Origin of the sequence: Nocardia vaccinii NBRC 15922 (assembly GCF_001613305.1) — a bacterium.
Lineage (GTDB): Bacteria > Actinomycetota > Actinomycetes > Mycobacteriales > Mycobacteriaceae > Nocardia > Nocardia vaccinii.
The window spans coordinates 62,039-77,406 of the sequence record NZ_BDCC01000017.1; the positions used below are offsets into that span (position 1 = coordinate 62,039).

The following is a 15,368-nucleotide window of genomic DNA, read 5'->3' on the forward strand; positions in this document are numbered from 1 at the left end:
GAACGGCGCACGCTCATGAGCCGCGCCGGAGAAGATCGGAGCGAGTGGCGATTACATATCGACTGGACGCGTTGCGACGGGCGGGGTGTGTGCAATGAACTACTCCCGGACGTCCTCGCGCGCGATGATTGGGGATATCCGCTCACTCGCGACCATCGGGATCCGATCGTCGGGGCGGATCGGATCGCCGGCGCTCGTGATGCCGTCGATCTGTGCCCGCGGCTCGCGCTGAGACTGGACCGGATGCGGCGGAGCTGATCGAGGGCCGGAGGATTCCACGCGTCGGGGGATCCTCCGGCCCCGGTCACAGGGGTTTGCGCAGGGCGGCCAGGAACATCGCATCGGTGCCGTGGCGGTGCGGCCACAGTTGTGCGGCGGGACCGTCGCCGAGGTCCGTGACACCGGGCAGCAGCGGGCGGCTGTCGAGTTCCTCGGCGCCGGTGCGGCGCACGACATCGCCGACCACCGCGACCGTTTCGGGCAGGTGCGGCGAGCAGGTCGAGTACACCACGACGCCGCCCGGCCGCAGCAGATCCCATGCGGCGGTGAGCAATTCGCGTTGCAGAACGGTGAGCTCGCGCACATCGGCCGGGGTGCGTCGCCAGCGCGCCTCCGGGCGTCGGCGCAGCGCGCCAAGGCCGGTACAGGGCGCGTCGACCAGGATGCGGTCGTAGCCCGGGGTGAGCCCGCTGTCCCGGCCGTCCGCGACGTGGACGGTCACCGGCAAGTCGCGGGTCGCCGTGCGCACCAGTTCGGCCCGGTGCTCGGCGGGTTCGACCGCGTCGACCCGGTAGCCGTCGATATCGGCCAGGGATCCCAGCAACGCGGCCTTGCCGCCGGGCCCCGCGCACAGGTCGAGCCACCGGCCGTTGTCCGGACCGAGCAGTTCCGCGCGGGTGAGTGCGAGCGCCACCAACTGACTGCCCTCGTCCTGCACACCGGCCAGCCCCTCGCGCACCGGTTCCAGCGCGCCGGGATCGCCGCCGTCCAGATAGACCGCGTAGGGCGACCAACGCCCCGGCTCACCACCGGTCACCAGCGCCAACTCCTCGGCGGTGATCGCACCGGGCCGGGCCACCAGATGCACCGCCGGACGTTCGTCGTCGGCGGCCAGCAGCTCACGCAACTCCCCTGCCGACGCGCCGAGCGCATCGGCGAAGGCCTGCGCGATCCACATCGGATGCGCGTACTCGAAAGCCATATGTCCCACCGGATCGCGCGGCGCGAGCGCATCCACCCACCCCTGCTGATCCCGCTCACCCGCCCGGCGCAGCACGGCATTCACGAAACCCGCCTTGCCGGAACCGGATTCGGCCCGAACCAACTCCACCGACGTATCCACCGCGGCATGCGCGCCGACCCGTGTCCGCAACAACTGATACACGCCCAGACGCAGCACATCCAGCAACGGTCCGTCGATATGCTCGACCGCCCGCCCCGCGCAGGCCTCGATCACCGCGTCCAGCATCCCGATCGACCGGGACGCGCCGTACGCCAACTCGGTCGCGAACGCCGCATCCCGCCCAGACACCCGCCGCTCCCGAAGCATCGCGGGCAAGACGAGATTCGCATACGCATCCCGCTCCCGCACCGCGCGCAGGACATCTCGCGCCACCTCCCGCGGGGCGTCCACCACCCCGGGCTTGCGCCCGCCCTGCCGACGCGACCGCCCCGCAGACCCGCCGTCACGCCCTGCCGCCCGGCCGCCCCCTTCGGACCGGCCGGGTCCCCGACCACGACTCTGCTGCCCCCGCGCACCGCCCTGCGACGTCGGATCGCCGCCGCGCTCACGCTGACCAGCGGCCCCCCGGCCCGACCCACCTGCACCCCGCGGGTCCGACCGGTCGCCACCGACAACCCCGCGCCCACGCTGATCAGCGGTACCCCGGCCCGGCCCGCGTCCGCCCGCGTACCCTGGCGCGCCGGAGCTGCGTCCCGAATCCTGCTGGTGCGCACCGTTATCGGCGCGATCACGTGCGTTCGACGCCCGATCCGACGACCTCGGCTCCCCCGCTCGCCGCGACCCCGGACGGTCCCGATCGGTCCGGCTCGGGTCGTCACCGCCTCGGCGCGCGTCGTCCGCCCGATATCCGCCACTGCGCTCGCCCCGGCCACCTGCACCTCGCCTGGCCCCGTGGCGCTGCGAATCCCCTTGACGCACACCGTCGTTCGCACGCCTCTGACGTCCGGCACCGGCGTCATCACGCGAACCATCGCCCCGCGAACCCCGTGGACCACCCGCTGCGGTCTCGCGCCGACCGGGCGAGCCCGGCGTGTCGTCGTTCCCGTCCCGCTTCGGGCGGGTCATCCGATCACCGCGCCGGGTTCGAGACGTGCGCCGCGGGCCCAGTCGAGGGCGGACATCATGCGTTTACCCGGGGGTTGGATCTGGTCCAGGCGGACCGCGGTCGTGGCGGTGCCGACGAAGACACCTGATTTGCGGACCTCGATCACGCGCGGCGGGAGCTCTTCCTCGACCAGTTCGACGGGGCCGAGTTTGATTCGCTTACCGCCGATTTCGGTCCACGCACCAGGCGCGGGCGTGACCGAGCGGATGCGCCGGTTCACCGCCAGCGCGGGTTGATCCCAGCGCACGTGCGCGGCCTGCACATCGACCTTCGGTGCGTACGATACGCCCTCGGCGGCCTGCGGAACGGCCTGCAGCACACCGTCCTCGATCCCGTCCATGGTCGAATCCAGCAGTCGCGCACCGGATTCGGCGAGACGCTCGAGCAAGGTCCCCGCGGTGTCGGCGACCCCGATCTGCTCGGTGATCACCCCGAAGACGGGCCCGGTGTCCAGCCCCTTCTCGATGCGGAAGGTGCACGCGCCGGTGATCTCGTCCCCGGCCAGAATCGCGGCCTGCACCGGCGCGGCGCCACGCCAGGCGGGCAGCAGCGAGAAGTGCAGATTCACCCAGCCGTGCCGCGGGATGTCGAGCACCTGCTGCGGCAGCAGCGCGCCGTAGGCCACCACCGGGCAGCAGTCCGGGGCCAATTCGGTCAGGCGCGCGACGAATTCGGGATCCGCCGGTTTGTTCGGGGTGAGCACCGGAATACCGTGCTCGTCGGCCAGGCGGCCGATCGGCGAACGCGAGACCTTGCGCCCACGTCCGGCGACCGCGTCCGGACGGGTCACCACCGCGACGACCTCGTGTCGCGTGGATTCGAGCAGCCGCCGCAGCGAGGGCACCGCGGGCTCGGGCGTTCCGGCGAAGACCAGCCGCATCAGTCCCCCTGTCCCGCCGAGGCCACACGGGCCCCGGCCACCTCGGCCGCCGACATGACGGTCTTGCCCGCGCCGAACCATTCGGACCCGCGCACCGCGCGCAGCGCCGCCTTGCGTGCCGCGGGGTCGAGCCGGTCGAGGTACAGCACGCCGTCGAGGTGATCGGATTCGTGCTGCACGCAGCGCGCCAACAGCCCCTCGGCCTCGAATTCCACCGGTGCGCCGTCCACATCGACCCCCCGCGCCCGCACTCGCAGCGATCGAGTCACGTCGTAGCGCAGTCCCGGAATCGACAGGCAACCCTCCGCACCGGTCTGCTCCTCGTCCCCGAGCACCTCGTAGGAGGGGTTGATCAGATGTCCGGCACGCGGCGTCCCGGCGCGGGACGCATCCACCGTGTCGTAGACGAACACCCGCAGGCCGACGCCGATCTGCGGCGCCGCCATCCCGACGCCACCGCTGGCCTGCATGGTGTCGGTCAGGTCGGTCACCAGTTGACGCAGCTCCCGATCGAAGGAGGTGGCCTCGTCCGCGCGGGCGCGCAGGACGGGGTCGCCGAACAGGCGAACGGGCTGGACGGTCACGGTAACTCCCCGAGGCGATGAAAGAATGCGGTCGCCTCATTTTACGGATGCTCCCGGCACGCCCCGCTCAGGTGTACGCGCCCAGGATCACCTCGGGAATTTCGGTACCCAGCGGCACATACCGGCACGCCGGCGGAATGGCGTGCGCCGGATCCAGCACATTGCGCAGCAACTGTTGCACGTACGGGTCGTACACCGAATGGAAATGCCCGGTCAGATCGACCGGGCACAGATCCTGCAGGACGAGATTGCGCGCGCCCGGTCCGCGCAATTCCATGCTGCGATAGGGCTGGATCATCTCGTCCACGCGGCTGATGATCGTGGTGTACCGCACTCCCGGCACGGTGTCACCGCCCTCGTTCAACCGCCGGATGAACGGCGAGCCCGCGGCTTGCTGAATCACGGCCAGCGAGGTCAGATCCTGGTAGATCGGCCACAGTCCGGGCAGCGCGTCGGCCAGCGCGACCAGCCCGTACATCGTCCCGCCGTTCGTCGGTGAGGCGATACCGACCCACTGCCCCACCTTGGACGCGCCGGCGAGCTTGTCGATGTAGTACCGAGTCACGTTGGCGCCCTGCGAAAATCCGACCAGGTCGACCTTCGACGCACCGGTCGCGGTCAGCACCTGATCGACGAATTCGCCGATCTGCCAGGAAGACATCCACAGATCCTCGGTGCCGTAGGAATTCGCCCCGGGCCTACCGCCGTAATTCGGCGCGAAGACACAGAATCCGGCCCGGGCCAACTGCGGGCCGATCGCCGCCCAATCGGTATAGGCCGTGGCATCGGTGCCGTGCGCCAGGATGACCGGGCGCGGATGTTCGGCGGTGGGCCGGCAGCCGAAGTCGTTGGTGCCCGCCGGAGTGACGCCGGGATGGGCCTTCTGATAACGCACCGCGCCCAGGTGGTCTTTTTGCGGCAGCCCCGGCAGCGTCCGGACGACGGGCGGTCGATATCCGGGCGGCGGCGGATCGGCCCAACCGGGGGCGCCGATCCCGAGGATCAGCGCACCCGCCAGTGCCGCCGCCGCGACCGCCCGGCGCGATCGGCTCCCCCGGCGCGCCCGTCCCGACCGTCGTGACCAGCCCCGATCAATGCGGGGCCCGCATCGTTCCATATTTCGATCATTGCGCACCCGGGCCGGGAATCGGTGCTGCGGCGCAGCATTTCACCGGCCCGATACAGCGATTCACTTCTGGCCGGTCTCGTCGTCGGCGAGGATCCGGTACAGCGAGCGACGCGCCTCGGTGAGCACCTCGGCGGCCTTGCCCGCCTGCTCCGCGGTGCCCGCGCGAGCTACCTGCGCGACCGCCCCCATCAGCTGACCGACGAGTTCGCGCAGATCCAGGGCCTGATCCCCGACACCGTCGCGGACCTCCTGCCAGGGATCGCCGAGTTCATCCGCGTGCTGCTGGACGTATTCGTCGCCGGACTCGGTGAGCTTGGCGGTCTTACGGCCGGCCACCTTGTCGATCAGCACCAGACCCTCGTCCTCGAGCTGCGACAGCGCCGGGTAGATCGACCCCGGGCTGGGCCGCCAGACGTCCCCACTCCGTTCGCGGATCTGCTGGATGAGTTCGTAGCCGTGCATGGGACGGTCGCGCAGCAGCAGCAGGATCGCCGCGCGCACATCACCGCGCCGGCCCCGCCCGCCGCGACCGCGGCCACGACCGAAACCGCGGCCGAAGCCCGGCCCGAAATCGCCGCCGAACGGACCGAATTCCGGACCGAAGCCGGGCCCGCCGTGCGGGCGCCGACGGTAGTGCTCGCGACCACCCGGGCCACGGCCCTCCCATCGACGATCGCCGGGACGCGGGCCGCCGCGGCGACCGCGCATATTCATGTTCTCCATGTTCTCCATGGCTGCCTCCTCGGGCTTGTTCTTCGATTACATATTCGACGATATATCGACAATGCATCTTTGACAAGTGTGGGACGAGGCACGAACCAGCCTTCGCTCAGTTCGAGGGGATCCAGTTGCCATGGAATCCGGCGGGCACCCGATGTGGCAGCGCGATACTCGCCACCGTCTCCAGGGTTCCGGCATCGAGAACGAGCAGCTCGCTCCGATCGGTCGGCGCGTCGTGGACGAAGCCCATCAGCACACCCTCGTCCTCGGCCGCGTCCGGCGACGCGGGTTCGAAGACGAACTCCCCCAACCCTTTTCCGGTACCGAAGGAACGTTCGGCGGTATTGCCGGTACGCAGATCGTGCTTGTACAGCGTCGCGCCGGCCTCCAGATCACGCCCGACCGCGGGCGCGTAGCCGTACCGGTGTGGCCGCCCCACGAGACGCTCGTCCACGCGGGGGAACTCCTGCGGGCGATCGTCCAGGCGAGACTGCCGGACCTTGCCCGCGTTCAGGTCGACCTCCCAGCGATCCAGGGCCGAGCGCCCGGACGGACCGCGATGCCCCTCCTCGAACATCGTGTCGTAGCGGACCACGTCCAGCACGATCACGCCGTCGTCGTCATAGGCGTTCATCGGGTGGAACACGTAGCACGGTTCGATGTCGAACCACCGCACGTCCGCCGAAGCGCCGGCGCGCGGCATCACCCCGATGCGGGCCGGATATTTCGGATTCCAGCTGTAGGGCATTCGCCGATCGCGCGCGGGCCTCGGCGAATTCGGCGTCGGCGGGGTCGGCACTCGCACCCGGCCGACCATCGCCGAGAGCATCAGCCGGGCCGGAAGTCGCAGACTCCGCGGCACGGTCATCTCCGCGGCGATCCGCGTATCGAAGGTGACCGGCAGGTCGTAGAACACCACATGATTCTCGGTGAGCGAGAAATCGTGCATCATCGGCGAACCGCCGACCTCGATGTCCACCGCGCGGCGCGCCCGGCCGTCGACGCCGATCACCGAGTACTGCACCCGGTTTCCGCGCTGGAACGAATACGACACCGCATGCAGCTCGCCGGTAACCGGATCACGCTTGGGATGTGCCGTATATCCCCCGGTCAGCGTGCCGTCGAAATCGCAGGGGCCCACGGTGTCGAGCTCATCGGTGAGTTCGTACGCCGCACTGCCGCCCTCGACGATGGCCACCGTCCGCCCGGCGACCGCGATCACGTTCGTATTCGGCCCCTCCCCTCCGGCGGCCGGCATGCCCGCGAGCGGCTTCTCGCCGAGTGCGGCCGAGGTGCCCGGACCACGCACCCAGCGATTGCGGTACCACTCGGCGCGGCCATCGCGCAGGCGCAGGCCGTGCACCATGCCATCGCCCCGGAACCAGTGGTAGAGCTCCGGATCCAGTTCACCGGCCGGATTCGGGCCGTTGCGCAGATATCTGCCGTCGAGATGATCCGGGATCGTGCCGGTCACCGGCAGATCCGTAAGTGTGAATTCCTGCTGGAGCGGCGCGAAGCCGCCCTCGAGATAGCGATTTCCCATGCGAGGCTCCTGGCTATAACAGCGTTATATAGACTAGAATAACCTTGTTATGGAGGTGTGGCAACAGTGAGTTCTCATCCCCGCCAATCGAATCGGCGGACGGGCGCGCAGATGCGCGAACAACTGATCGAGTCCGGAATGCGGCTGCTCGAGGAGGTCGGCCCCGAGGCGTTGCAGGCGCGCCGGGTCGCCGCGGCGGCGGGCACCTCGACAATGGCCGTCTACACCCACTTCGAGGGCATGCCCGGACTGGTCGCGGCCATCGTCACCGAGGCGTTCATCCAGTTCGGCGCGGCGCTGGGCGCGGTCGCGCCGACCGAGGACCCGGCGGCCGATTTCCTCGTGATGGGCGCGGCCTATCGGCAGTACGCCCTCGCCAGCCCGCAGCGGTATCGGCTGATGTTCGGCCTCACCTCACTGCACACCGGCTCGATCCACGACTTCACCGCCGAACCCCTGAAGAAGGGCACCGATATCGCGACGTATCAGCAACTCGTCGCGGTCGTGCAGCGGATGATCGACGCCGGACGCATCCGCGCGGATCCGCCCCGGCAGGTCGCCGCGCGGCTGTGGGGACTGATTCACGGCGTCGTCCTGCTCGAACTGACCGGACATCTCGGCACCCAGGGTCAGGCCCTGACCGCCGTACTCGGTCCCGCGACCGTGGACCTGCTGATCGGAATGGGCAGCGACACAGCGGAACTGAACCGCTCGATGCAGCGCGCCCTGCGGACGATCACCGAGACCCTCGGACTCGTTCTCGAACCCGGTGGCGACGCAACCGAATAAGGGCCGGGGGCCAGGCGCCTGGCGGAACGCCGGCCGTCCGGTCAGGCCGCCAGCGAATCGATCCAGTTCTCCAGCCGCCGCCCCTCGGCCACCATCAGATCCGGATCGCGAAAAGTGTTGGTGAGCAGCGAGATTCCCTGATAGGCAGCAACCAGCGCCACCGCCAATTCGGCCGCGTCGGGGCGGCCCATCGCCGCGAACTGCTCCCGCACCCAATCGATCAGACTCCGCATCACCACGGCCAGCTCGCGATCCAGACCGTCGTCACGCTTGTCCAGTTCGGCGGCCAGAGTCCCCGAGGGGCAACCGAATCGGGCCGCGAGGTCGCGCCCGCCGACCCACCCCCGAACGAGCTCCTTGAGCCGGTCGGCCGGGGATCGATGCTGTTCGAGTTCCGCGATCACGGTGCGCAGGCCCTGCGCGTGGGCGCCGATGGCCGCGCGTACGAGCTGATCCTTGGTCTTGAAGTAGTAGTAGACATTGCCGACCGGCACGTCCGCTGCGCGCGCGATGTCGGCGATGGTCGTCTTCTCCACACCCTGCTCGTGGAAGATGCGCGCGGCGGCCGCGGCAAGCCGTTCCCTCTTGCCGACCCGCTTCGGCTCGACTGAGTCAGTCACACAACTAACTATAGACAACAACCCGTCAGGAGCCGTATCGTGCTATTAGTTAGACAACTAACTTAGGAGATGTCGATGATCGTGGTGACCGGAGCGACCGGCAATGTCGGCGATGCGCTCGTACGGACCTTGGTGACGCAGGGCGAGAAGGTGGTGGCGATCTCCCGGGGCGAGAAGCAGAGCCACCCTCAGCAGGGAGTCGAGTATCGGCGTGCCGATCTGTCCGATCCCGACGGGCTCGCGACCGCCGCCGACGGCGGCGATGCGCTGTTCCTGCTGCTGTCCGGGGAGCAGGGCGTGGCCGGGCCGCCGCCCGCCGATGTGCTGCGCGCGATCGAGCGAGCCGGAATCGGCAAGGTCGTACTGCTGGGTTCACAGTCGGCGCGAACCCGGCCCGGCAACCCCGCGGCCCCGCGCATCACCGCTTTCGAAGCGGCGCTGCGGGATTCGGGACTGGCCTGGACGGTCCTGCGTCCGGGCGGATTCTTCTCGAACACCTTCGCCTGGATCGAGTCGGTCCGCGCTCAGCGTGCCGTGCACTGGCCGTTCGGTGATATCGCGCTGCCACAGGTCGATCCGTCCGATATCGCCGAGGTCGCCGCCGCCGCACTCCGTTCGGACGCGCACGCCGGACACGCGTACACCCTCACCGGCCCCGAACCCATCTCCCCACGCGAACAGGTCCGCATCCTGTCCGGGGCGCTCGACGAGGCGATCACCTTCCACGAACTCACTCGTGCCCAGGCGTTCTCGGCGATGACCGACTACATGCCCGAACCCGTCGCGGAGGTCACGCTGTCCATCCTGGGCACGCCCACCGCCGACGAACGGCAGGTCAGCCCCGACGTCGAGAAAATCCTCGGCCGCCGCGCCACACCGTTCACCGCCTGGGCGACCCGGCACGCGGAGATCTTCCGCTGACCGTCCCCCCGCCGCTCACACCGAACCACGGCAGGCCCCGCGGAAACCGAACTCGGTAGATGCGCCCGTCGAGTCACTGCCGCGGCGTGGACGGGGCAACGAGGCAGAATCGACGTTGTAGCCCTCGGCATCCGGCCGCTCGCCGCCCGCGCTCCCCCGCCCGTCCGACGAATCATCTCGATCTGCGGCCACCCGTCGACGCATCCGGACAGGGGGCACGGTCGACGCGCGAGATTCGTTCCGGACCATCCGCGGTACGGGCCGCCGACGAACAGCTCCGACCGCCCGGCGGAAGCATCCGGAAAGAATCCGAATTGGTTGGGGCTCAGCCGATGTCGATGGGGTCGATCTGGACGCGCAGCGGATCAACCGAGCGGCGGGTGCTGCGGACGGCGAGGGCCGCGGTCAGGGCGCGGGACAGGGCCGTTGCCCGGTCCCGGTCCGCGCGCAGGATCATCCGTTCGATTTCGGCGGGGGCTTCTCCGGCGGAGAACGGCGTGCGAGCCCCGGGCGGGAGCGGCACCGGGCCGAGCACCTCCACACCGTCGGGAAGTTGTGTCTCACCGAGCAATTCGGCGATCGAGCCGGTGGTTCCGTCGAGGGCGGCCAGGCGGACCGCGGGCGGGAAGCGGACCTCCGCCCGCGCCGCCAGTTCGAACTCCGCGTGCGTCACCGGGTCCCAGCGAACCAGGGCCTGCACGGTCGGCAGCGACGGCTCCGCCATCACGATGACCTGGCCGGTCGAGCGGACCAGCGCGGCGGCGGACATCCAGCGCCGCAACGCATCCTCGGCCGCACGCAGATCCGCGCGCCCGAGCAGTGCCCAGCCGTCCAGCAGCAGCGCGACGCCGTAGCCACCCGGCGCGCTCGGCTCCGCGCCGATGGTGGACACGACGACCTGCGGACCTTCGGAGACCGAATCCAGCACGGTCGCACCGCCGGAACCCCGGATCGGCACCCCCGGAAAGGCTCGTCCCAGTTCCTCCGCGGTGCGCGCGGCGCCGATGACCACCGCCCGCAATGCCCGCGCACCGCAGGCGCCACAGCGGAATGCCGCATCGGTCCGGCCACACCAGCGACACCGGGGACTGTGCGCAACCTCCTCGGATCGGCTGCGCGACAACGCGACTCCCAGTTCCCGCGCGGAACCCTGGCGTGCGACTTCCCCCGCCGGACGCGCTGCGGCGGGCTCGCCGGGCAGGGCCAGCGGTCCGTTGCAGTGCCGGCATCGAGCGGGCGTACGGCACCGCGCACACGACAATGCGGGAACATAACCGCGCCGCGGCACCTGCACGAGCACCGGATCTCCGGCAGCGAGCGCCTTGCGGGCCGCGGTGAAGGCCACCGCGGGAATGCGGACCGCACGGGCGACCGGATCCCGTTCCAGCGCAACGTCACTGTCCCCCGGTGCACTGATCCGCGGCGCGTACTGCCGCACCACGGCCCGGTCCGCGACCAGATCGTGCGCCCACCCGGAGTCGACGACCGCCTGGATCTCGGCGGTCCGCGCGAAGCCCCCCGCGACAAAGGCCGCACCGCTCTCGTGCGCCCGCAACATCGCCACCTCGCGCGCATGCGGATACGGCGAGCGCGGTTCGGCAAAGGTGTCGTCGCCGTCGTCCCAGATCACGATCAATCCCAGATCCGGTACCGGCGCGAACACCGAACTGCGCGTGCCCACCACGATCCGCGCTGTACCCCGCAACGCCGCCAGCCACCGCCGATACCGCGCCGAGGGCCCCAGTCCCGCGGCCAACCCGACCGCCGCCTCCCCCACCAGTTCCGTACACGCGGCCAGCACCCGATCCAGATCCCGCTGATCCGGAACCAGCACCACCACACCTCGCCCGCCCTCGGCCACCACGGCCGCCATCTCCGCCAGCCGCCGCGCCCAATCCTCCCCCGGCAAGGCCTGCCACGCCGCCCGCGGCCCCTTTCCCGCTGCCAACGCACTCAGGAACGAGGCCCCGTGCCGATAGCGAGACCACTCCGGAAGTTGCGAAACATCCATTCCCGCAGTGCCATTCGGATCTGCGGAGTCGTGCTCTGCCGACGCATCACTCGTGACAGCGGGCTCGGCAGAGCTCGACGCATCCAACCTCGTGGCCGGGTCCGCCACGACCATGATCTCGGGAGCGGTTTCCGCAGCGGATTCCTCCTTCGCCGCGCGCCCCTTCTTCGGATGCGCCGGTCCCGCTTCGGTTCTCGCGTGCCTCGGTGGAATCGCCAGGCGCAGTACGTCGGCCCGGGTACCGGCGTAGCGGGCGGCGACGGCGGTGATCAGGCGCAGGATTTCGGGAGTGAGTACCCGTTCGCCCGAGACGACCCGCTCGAGCCGCATCAGAGTGCCGGTGTGGTCGGAACGCTCGAGACGTTCCAGCAGGAAACCATCGACCAGGCGGCCCGAAAAGCGTACGCGCACACGCACACCCGGCTGGGCGAGCTCGTCCATCTCGGCCGGAACCAGATAATCGAAGTCACGATCCAGGTGGGCCGGTTCCAACATCGGCAGAACCCGCGCGACGGGGTGGGAGACGGCCGCGTCGTTCGCGGCCGCCTCCGCTCGTTTCCCGCGCCGCTTCCCCGCGCCCGCCGCATCGGATGCGGATCTGGCGGCTCCCGCGGGCACCCTGACCTCGGACAATTACTGTCCGCAAACCGCGCGCACCGAGCTCACGCGCGATTCGACGCGGCCGATACAGCCTGCCAACGGCCTACAGGCCCGCCGCAGCGCGGAGCTTGTCGGCACACATCCGACACAGCCTCCCAACCGGCTACAGCCCGGCCGCGGCGCGGAGCTTGTCGGCACGGTCAGTGCGCTCCCAGGGCAGGTCGATGTCGGTACGGCCGAAGTGGCCGTACGCGGCGGTCGGTGCGTAGATCGGGCGCAGCAGGTCCAGGTCGCGGATGATGGCGCCCGGTCGCAGGTCGAAAACCTCGGCGATGGCCGCGGAGATCGCGTTCGGGTCGACCTTCTCGGTACCGAAGGTCTCGACGAACAGACCCACCGGGGCGGCCTTGCCGATGGCGTAGGCGACCTGCACCTCGACCCGCTCGGCCAGATCCGCCGCGACGACGTTCTTGGCGACCCAGCGCATGGCGTACGCGGCCGAACGGTCCACCTTCGACGGATCCTTACCGGAGAACGCGCCGCCGCCGTGCCTGGCCATACCACCGTAGGTGTCCACGATGATCTTCCGGCCGGTCAGACCCGCATCGCCCATCGGACCGCCGAGCACGAACTTGCCCGTCGGGTTCACCAGCAGCCGGAAATCGGAGGTGTCCAGCGGGTTGGGCAGCTCCAGATCGGCCAGCACCGCCTGCACCACCTTCTCGCGGATGTCGGGGGCCAGCAGATTGTCCAGATCGATATCGGCGGCGTGCTGGGTGGACAGCACCACCGTGTCCAGGCGCACCGGCTGCGCGCCCTCGTATTCGATGGTCACCTGGGTCTTACCGTCCGGGCGCAGGTACGGCAGCACACCCGACTTGCGCACCTCGGTCAGACGCCGCGAGAGCCGGTGCGCCAGCGCGATGGGCAGCGGCATCAGCTCGGGGGTCTCCTTGGTGGCATACCCGAACATCAAGCCCTGATCACCGGCGCCCTGTCGCTCGATCTCGTCGTCGGAGCCGCCGACGCGGGCCTCGTGCGAGTGGTCGACGCCCTGGGCGATATCCGGCGACTGCGCGCCGATCGCGATGTTCACACCGCAGGAGGCACCGTCGAAACCTTTTGCCGAGGAGTCGTATCCGATCTCCAGGACCTTCTCCCGCACGATCGTGGGGATATCGGCGTATGCCTCGGTGGTGACCTCGCCGGCGACGTGCACCTGACCGGTGGTCACCAAGGTCTCCACCGCCACCCGGCTGCGCGGATCCTGCGCGAGCAGAGCGTCGAGAACGGAATCGCTGATGGCGTCACAGATCTTGTCCGGATGACCCTCGGTCACGGACTCACTGGTGAATAGGCGGCTGCCAGACGTGCGCACAGTTCTCCCTCTCCCTCAACGGGTTTCTCGTCCGGGCCCGCGACAGCACCGCGATCACGGTGCTGCTCGGCCCGCTGTCATGAGGCCTTTGCCTCAGACTATTCCAAACCACCGACGCAGTGGGGTCTCGCATGACGTCACACAGACGCCCGCACCAGCCACAACGCCTCCACAGGGCCCCGTTTTGGCGATCGGTGAAACCGTGCACCCGATACCGTGGAGCATCGGATGCCTTCTTGCAGGATAAGCCGAATCCGCCGACCGCTCAGCGCAGTAGCGGACCGAGCGCATCCAGCACCCGGCTGGCCAGCAATGCCTTCGATCCGTGATCGAGGGCGTGCTCGGTGCCGTCGGCGCCCAGCAGCCAGCCGTCGTTGTGGTCGACCTCGAAGGCCTTGCCCTCGCCGACCGCGTTCACTACCAACAGGTCGCACCCCTTGCGCTTCAGCTTCGCGCGCGCGTGGGTGAGGACGTCGCCGTGTTCGTCACCGGTTTCGGCGGCGAATCCGACGATCGCGGTTCCGGTCAGCTGACCGTCCCGGCGAGCCTGCACCAAACCCGCCAGGATGTCTTCGGTTTTCGTCAGCTCGATCGAATTGGGTTCCCCGGCACCCTTTTTGATTTTCGCGGCGGCGACGTTCACCGGACGGAAGTCTGCCACCGCGGCGGCCATGATCACCGCATCCGCGCCGGTGGCGTGCTTGTCGACCGCGACGCGCAGCTGTTCGGCCGTGGTGACGTGCACCAACTCCACCGCGGCCGGGGCGTCCAGGCCGATGGTATTTCCGGCGATCAGAGTCACCCGCGCACCGCGCTGCGCCGCCAGGCGCGCCAGGGCGAACCCCTGTTTGCCGGAACTGCGATTGCCCAGGAAACGCACCGGGTCCAGCGGCTCGCGGGTACCGCCCGCCGACACCACGACCCGGCGGCCCTCGAGGTCGCGGGGGATCGCGTCGTCACGTTCGAGCAGCAGTGAGGCCAGCCCGAAGATCTCCTCCGCCTCGGGCAGCCGCCCGGGGCCGGTGTCCGCGCCGGTGAGTCGCCCCGAGGCCGGTTCGGCGACGATCGCGCCGTGCTCACGCAGCGTGCGCACATTGGCCACCGTGGCGGGATGCTCCCACATCTCGGTGTGCATGGCCGGGGCGAACAGGATCGGACATCGCGCCGTGAGCAGCGTCGCGGTCAGTAGATCGTCGGCGCGGCCCATCGCGGCCCGGGCCATCAGATCGGCCGTCGCCGGGGCGATGACCACCAGATCGGCCTCCTGGCCGAGGCGCACGTGCGGAACCTGGGGCACATCGGCGAAGACGCCGGTGTGCACCGGATTGCCCGACAGTGCCTCGAAGGTGGCCTTGCCGATGAACTGCAGCGCCGACTCCGTCGGTATCACCCGGACGTCGTGACCGGTCTCGGTGAATTTACGAATGAGCGAGCAGGCCTTGTAGGCGGCGATCCCGCCGCCTACGCCGACAACGATCCGCATACCTCATGCCTCTTCGGTGCGTCGGTCACTGTGCCTCGCGGCCCTGGCTCACTCGCCTTCGGTGTGTTCGAGCAGGTCGGAGTGGATCTCCCGCATGGCCACCGACAGCGGCTTCTCCTGCAGGCCCGGCTCGACCAGCGGGCCGACGTATTCGAGGATGCCGTCGCCCAGCTGGTTGTAGTAGTCGTTGATCTGGCGCGCCCGCTTGGCCGCGTAGATGACCAGCGCATACTTGGACGACGTGCGCTCGAGCAGTTCGTCGATCGGCGGGTTGGTGAGGCCGACCGGGGTGTCGTACGCGGGCACGGTCTTGGTGTCGCTCACTGGTGAGGCTCCTGCGGGTCTGTGTGGTGGTCTGATGA

General features: G+C 69.5%; 14 protein-coding genes. 3 read left to right on the plus strand and 11 right to left on the minus strand.

Going from position 1 to position 15,368, the window contains the following annotated elements; all coding sequences use genetic code 11:
* Positions 1-15 precede the first annotated feature (15 nt).
* Positions 16-258, plus strand: a complete 243-nt coding sequence (locus tag NV1_RS12640; protein ID WP_067889930.1) for a ferredoxin — start codon at positions 16-18, stop codon at positions 256-258.
* 46 nt (positions 259-304) lie between these two features.
* Here NV1_RS12640 and NV1_RS12645 read toward each other — a convergent pair whose 3' ends face one another.
* The 6 genes from NV1_RS12645 to NV1_RS12670 form a co-directional block, all read right to left on the minus strand.
* The gene (locus tag NV1_RS12645; protein WP_245713690.1) at positions 305-1,633 is read right to left on the minus strand and encodes an RsmB/NOP family class I SAM-dependent RNA methyltransferase; all 1,329 of its coding nucleotides are present in this window, start codon (positions 1,631-1,633) and stop codon (positions 305-307) included.
* Between the two features lie 671 nt (positions 1,634-2,304).
* Positions 2,305-3,228 carry a methionyl-tRNA formyltransferase gene (gene fmt / locus NV1_RS12650; protein ID WP_067889933.1) on the minus strand — a complete coding sequence of 308 codons (924 nt, stop codon included), beginning with the start codon at positions 3,226-3,228 and terminating at the stop codon, positions 2,305-2,307.
* Positions 3,228-3,812: a peptide deformylase gene (def, locus tag NV1_RS12655; RefSeq protein WP_067889935.1), complete on the minus strand. Its 585-nt coding sequence runs from the start codon at positions 3,810-3,812 to the stop codon at positions 3,228-3,230. The genes fmt and def overlap by 1 nt, the downstream gene beginning before the upstream one ends.
* A 67-nt stretch (positions 3,813-3,879) precedes the next feature.
* Positions 3,880-4,929 (minus strand): esterase/lipase family protein, encoded by a 1,050-nt coding sequence (locus NV1_RS12660; protein WP_084525329.1) that lies wholly within the window; start codon positions 4,927-4,929, stop codon positions 3,880-3,882.
* A gap of 72 nt (positions 4,930-5,001) precedes the next feature.
* Positions 5,002-5,673, minus strand: coding sequence for a PadR family transcriptional regulator (locus NV1_RS12665; protein WP_373864608.1), 672 nt, complete (start codon positions 5,671-5,673; stop codon positions 5,002-5,004).
* A gap of 97 nt (positions 5,674-5,770) precedes the next feature.
* A complete protein-coding gene (locus NV1_RS12670) occupies positions 5,771-7,204 on the minus strand; it encodes a carotenoid oxygenase family protein (protein WP_067889937.1) in 1,434 nt (477 codons plus the stop codon).
* Between the two features lie 66 nt (positions 7,205-7,270).
* On the opposite strand from NV1_RS12670, the gene NV1_RS12675 reads away from it, so the two are divergent.
* Positions 7,271-7,993 (plus strand): TetR/AcrR family transcriptional regulator, encoded by a 723-nt coding sequence (locus NV1_RS12675; RefSeq protein WP_245713691.1) that lies wholly within the window; start codon positions 7,271-7,273, stop codon positions 7,991-7,993.
* Between the two features lie 41 nt (positions 7,994-8,034).
* Here the strand turns inward: NV1_RS12675 and NV1_RS12680 are convergent, their stop codons facing one another.
* Positions 8,035-8,613: a TetR/AcrR family transcriptional regulator gene (locus tag NV1_RS12680; protein ID WP_067889942.1), complete on the minus strand. Its 579-nt coding sequence runs from the start codon at positions 8,611-8,613 to the stop codon at positions 8,035-8,037.
* Between the two features lie 75 nt (positions 8,614-8,688).
* Here NV1_RS12680 and NV1_RS12685 point away from each other — a divergent pair, with 75 nt between their 5' ends.
* Positions 8,689-9,534: an NAD(P)H-binding protein gene (locus NV1_RS12685; RefSeq protein WP_067890515.1), complete on the plus strand. Its 846-nt coding sequence runs from the start codon at positions 8,689-8,691 to the stop codon at positions 9,532-9,534.
* Between the two features lie 325 nt (positions 9,535-9,859).
* Here the strand turns inward: NV1_RS12685 and NV1_RS12690 are convergent, their stop codons facing one another.
* The 4 genes from NV1_RS12690 to rpoZ form a co-directional block, all read right to left on the minus strand.
* Positions 9,860-12,040, minus strand: a complete 2,181-nt coding sequence (locus tag NV1_RS12690) for a primosomal protein N' (protein WP_067890518.1) — start codon at positions 12,038-12,040, stop codon at positions 9,860-9,862.
* Between the two features lie 268 nt (positions 12,041-12,308).
* On the minus strand, positions 12,309-13,523 hold the full coding sequence (gene metK, locus NV1_RS12695) for a methionine adenosyltransferase (protein WP_084525330.1): 1,215 nt from the start codon (positions 13,521-13,523) through the stop codon (positions 12,309-12,311).
* Positions 13,524-13,788: 265 nt separating this feature from the next.
* A complete protein-coding gene (coaBC, locus tag NV1_RS12700) occupies positions 13,789-15,006 on the minus strand; it encodes a bifunctional phosphopantothenoylcysteine decarboxylase/phosphopantothenate--cysteine ligase CoaBC (protein ID WP_067889947.1) in 1,218 nt (405 codons plus the stop codon).
* A 48-nt stretch (positions 15,007-15,054) separates the two neighbouring features.
* The gene (gene rpoZ / locus NV1_RS12705) at positions 15,055-15,330 is read right to left on the minus strand and encodes a DNA-directed RNA polymerase subunit omega (protein ID WP_025350704.1); all 276 of its coding nucleotides are present in this window, start codon (positions 15,328-15,330) and stop codon (positions 15,055-15,057) included.
* Positions 15,331-15,368: the final 38 nt, after the last annotated feature.

What these genes read in the sequence shown, in the direction of transcription:
- coaBC (WP_067889947.1), bottom strand. Translation starts at nt 15,006, where the DNA reads ATGCGGATCGTTGTCGGCGTAGGCGGCGGGATCGCCGCCTACAAGGCC.
- NV1_RS12690 (WP_067890518.1), bottom strand. Translation starts at nt 12,040, where the DNA reads ATGTTGGAACCGGCCCACCTGGATCGTGACTTCGATTATCTGGTTCCG.
- NV1_RS12665 (WP_373864608.1), bottom strand. Translation starts at nt 5,673, where the DNA reads ATGGAGAACATGGAGAACATGAATATGCGCGGTCGCCGCGGCGGCCCG.
- NV1_RS12685 (WP_067890515.1), top strand. Translation starts at nt 8,689, where the DNA reads ATGATCGTGGTGACCGGAGCGACCGGCAATGTCGGCGATGCGCTCGTA.
- fmt (WP_067889933.1), bottom strand. Translation starts at nt 3,228, where the DNA reads ATGCGGCTGGTCTTCGCCGGAACGCCCGAGCCCGCGGTGCCCTCGCTG.
- NV1_RS12640 (WP_067889930.1), top strand. Translation starts at nt 16, where the DNA reads ATGAGCCGCGCCGGAGAAGATCGGAGCGAGTGGCGATTACATATCGAC.
- NV1_RS12660 (WP_084525329.1), bottom strand. Translation starts at nt 4,929, where the DNA reads ATGGAACGATGCGGGCCCCGCATTGATCGGGGCTGGTCACGACGGTCG.
- NV1_RS12670 (WP_067889937.1), bottom strand. Translation starts at nt 7,204, where the DNA reads ATGGGAAATCGCTATCTCGAGGGCGGCTTCGCGCCGCTCCAGCAGGAA.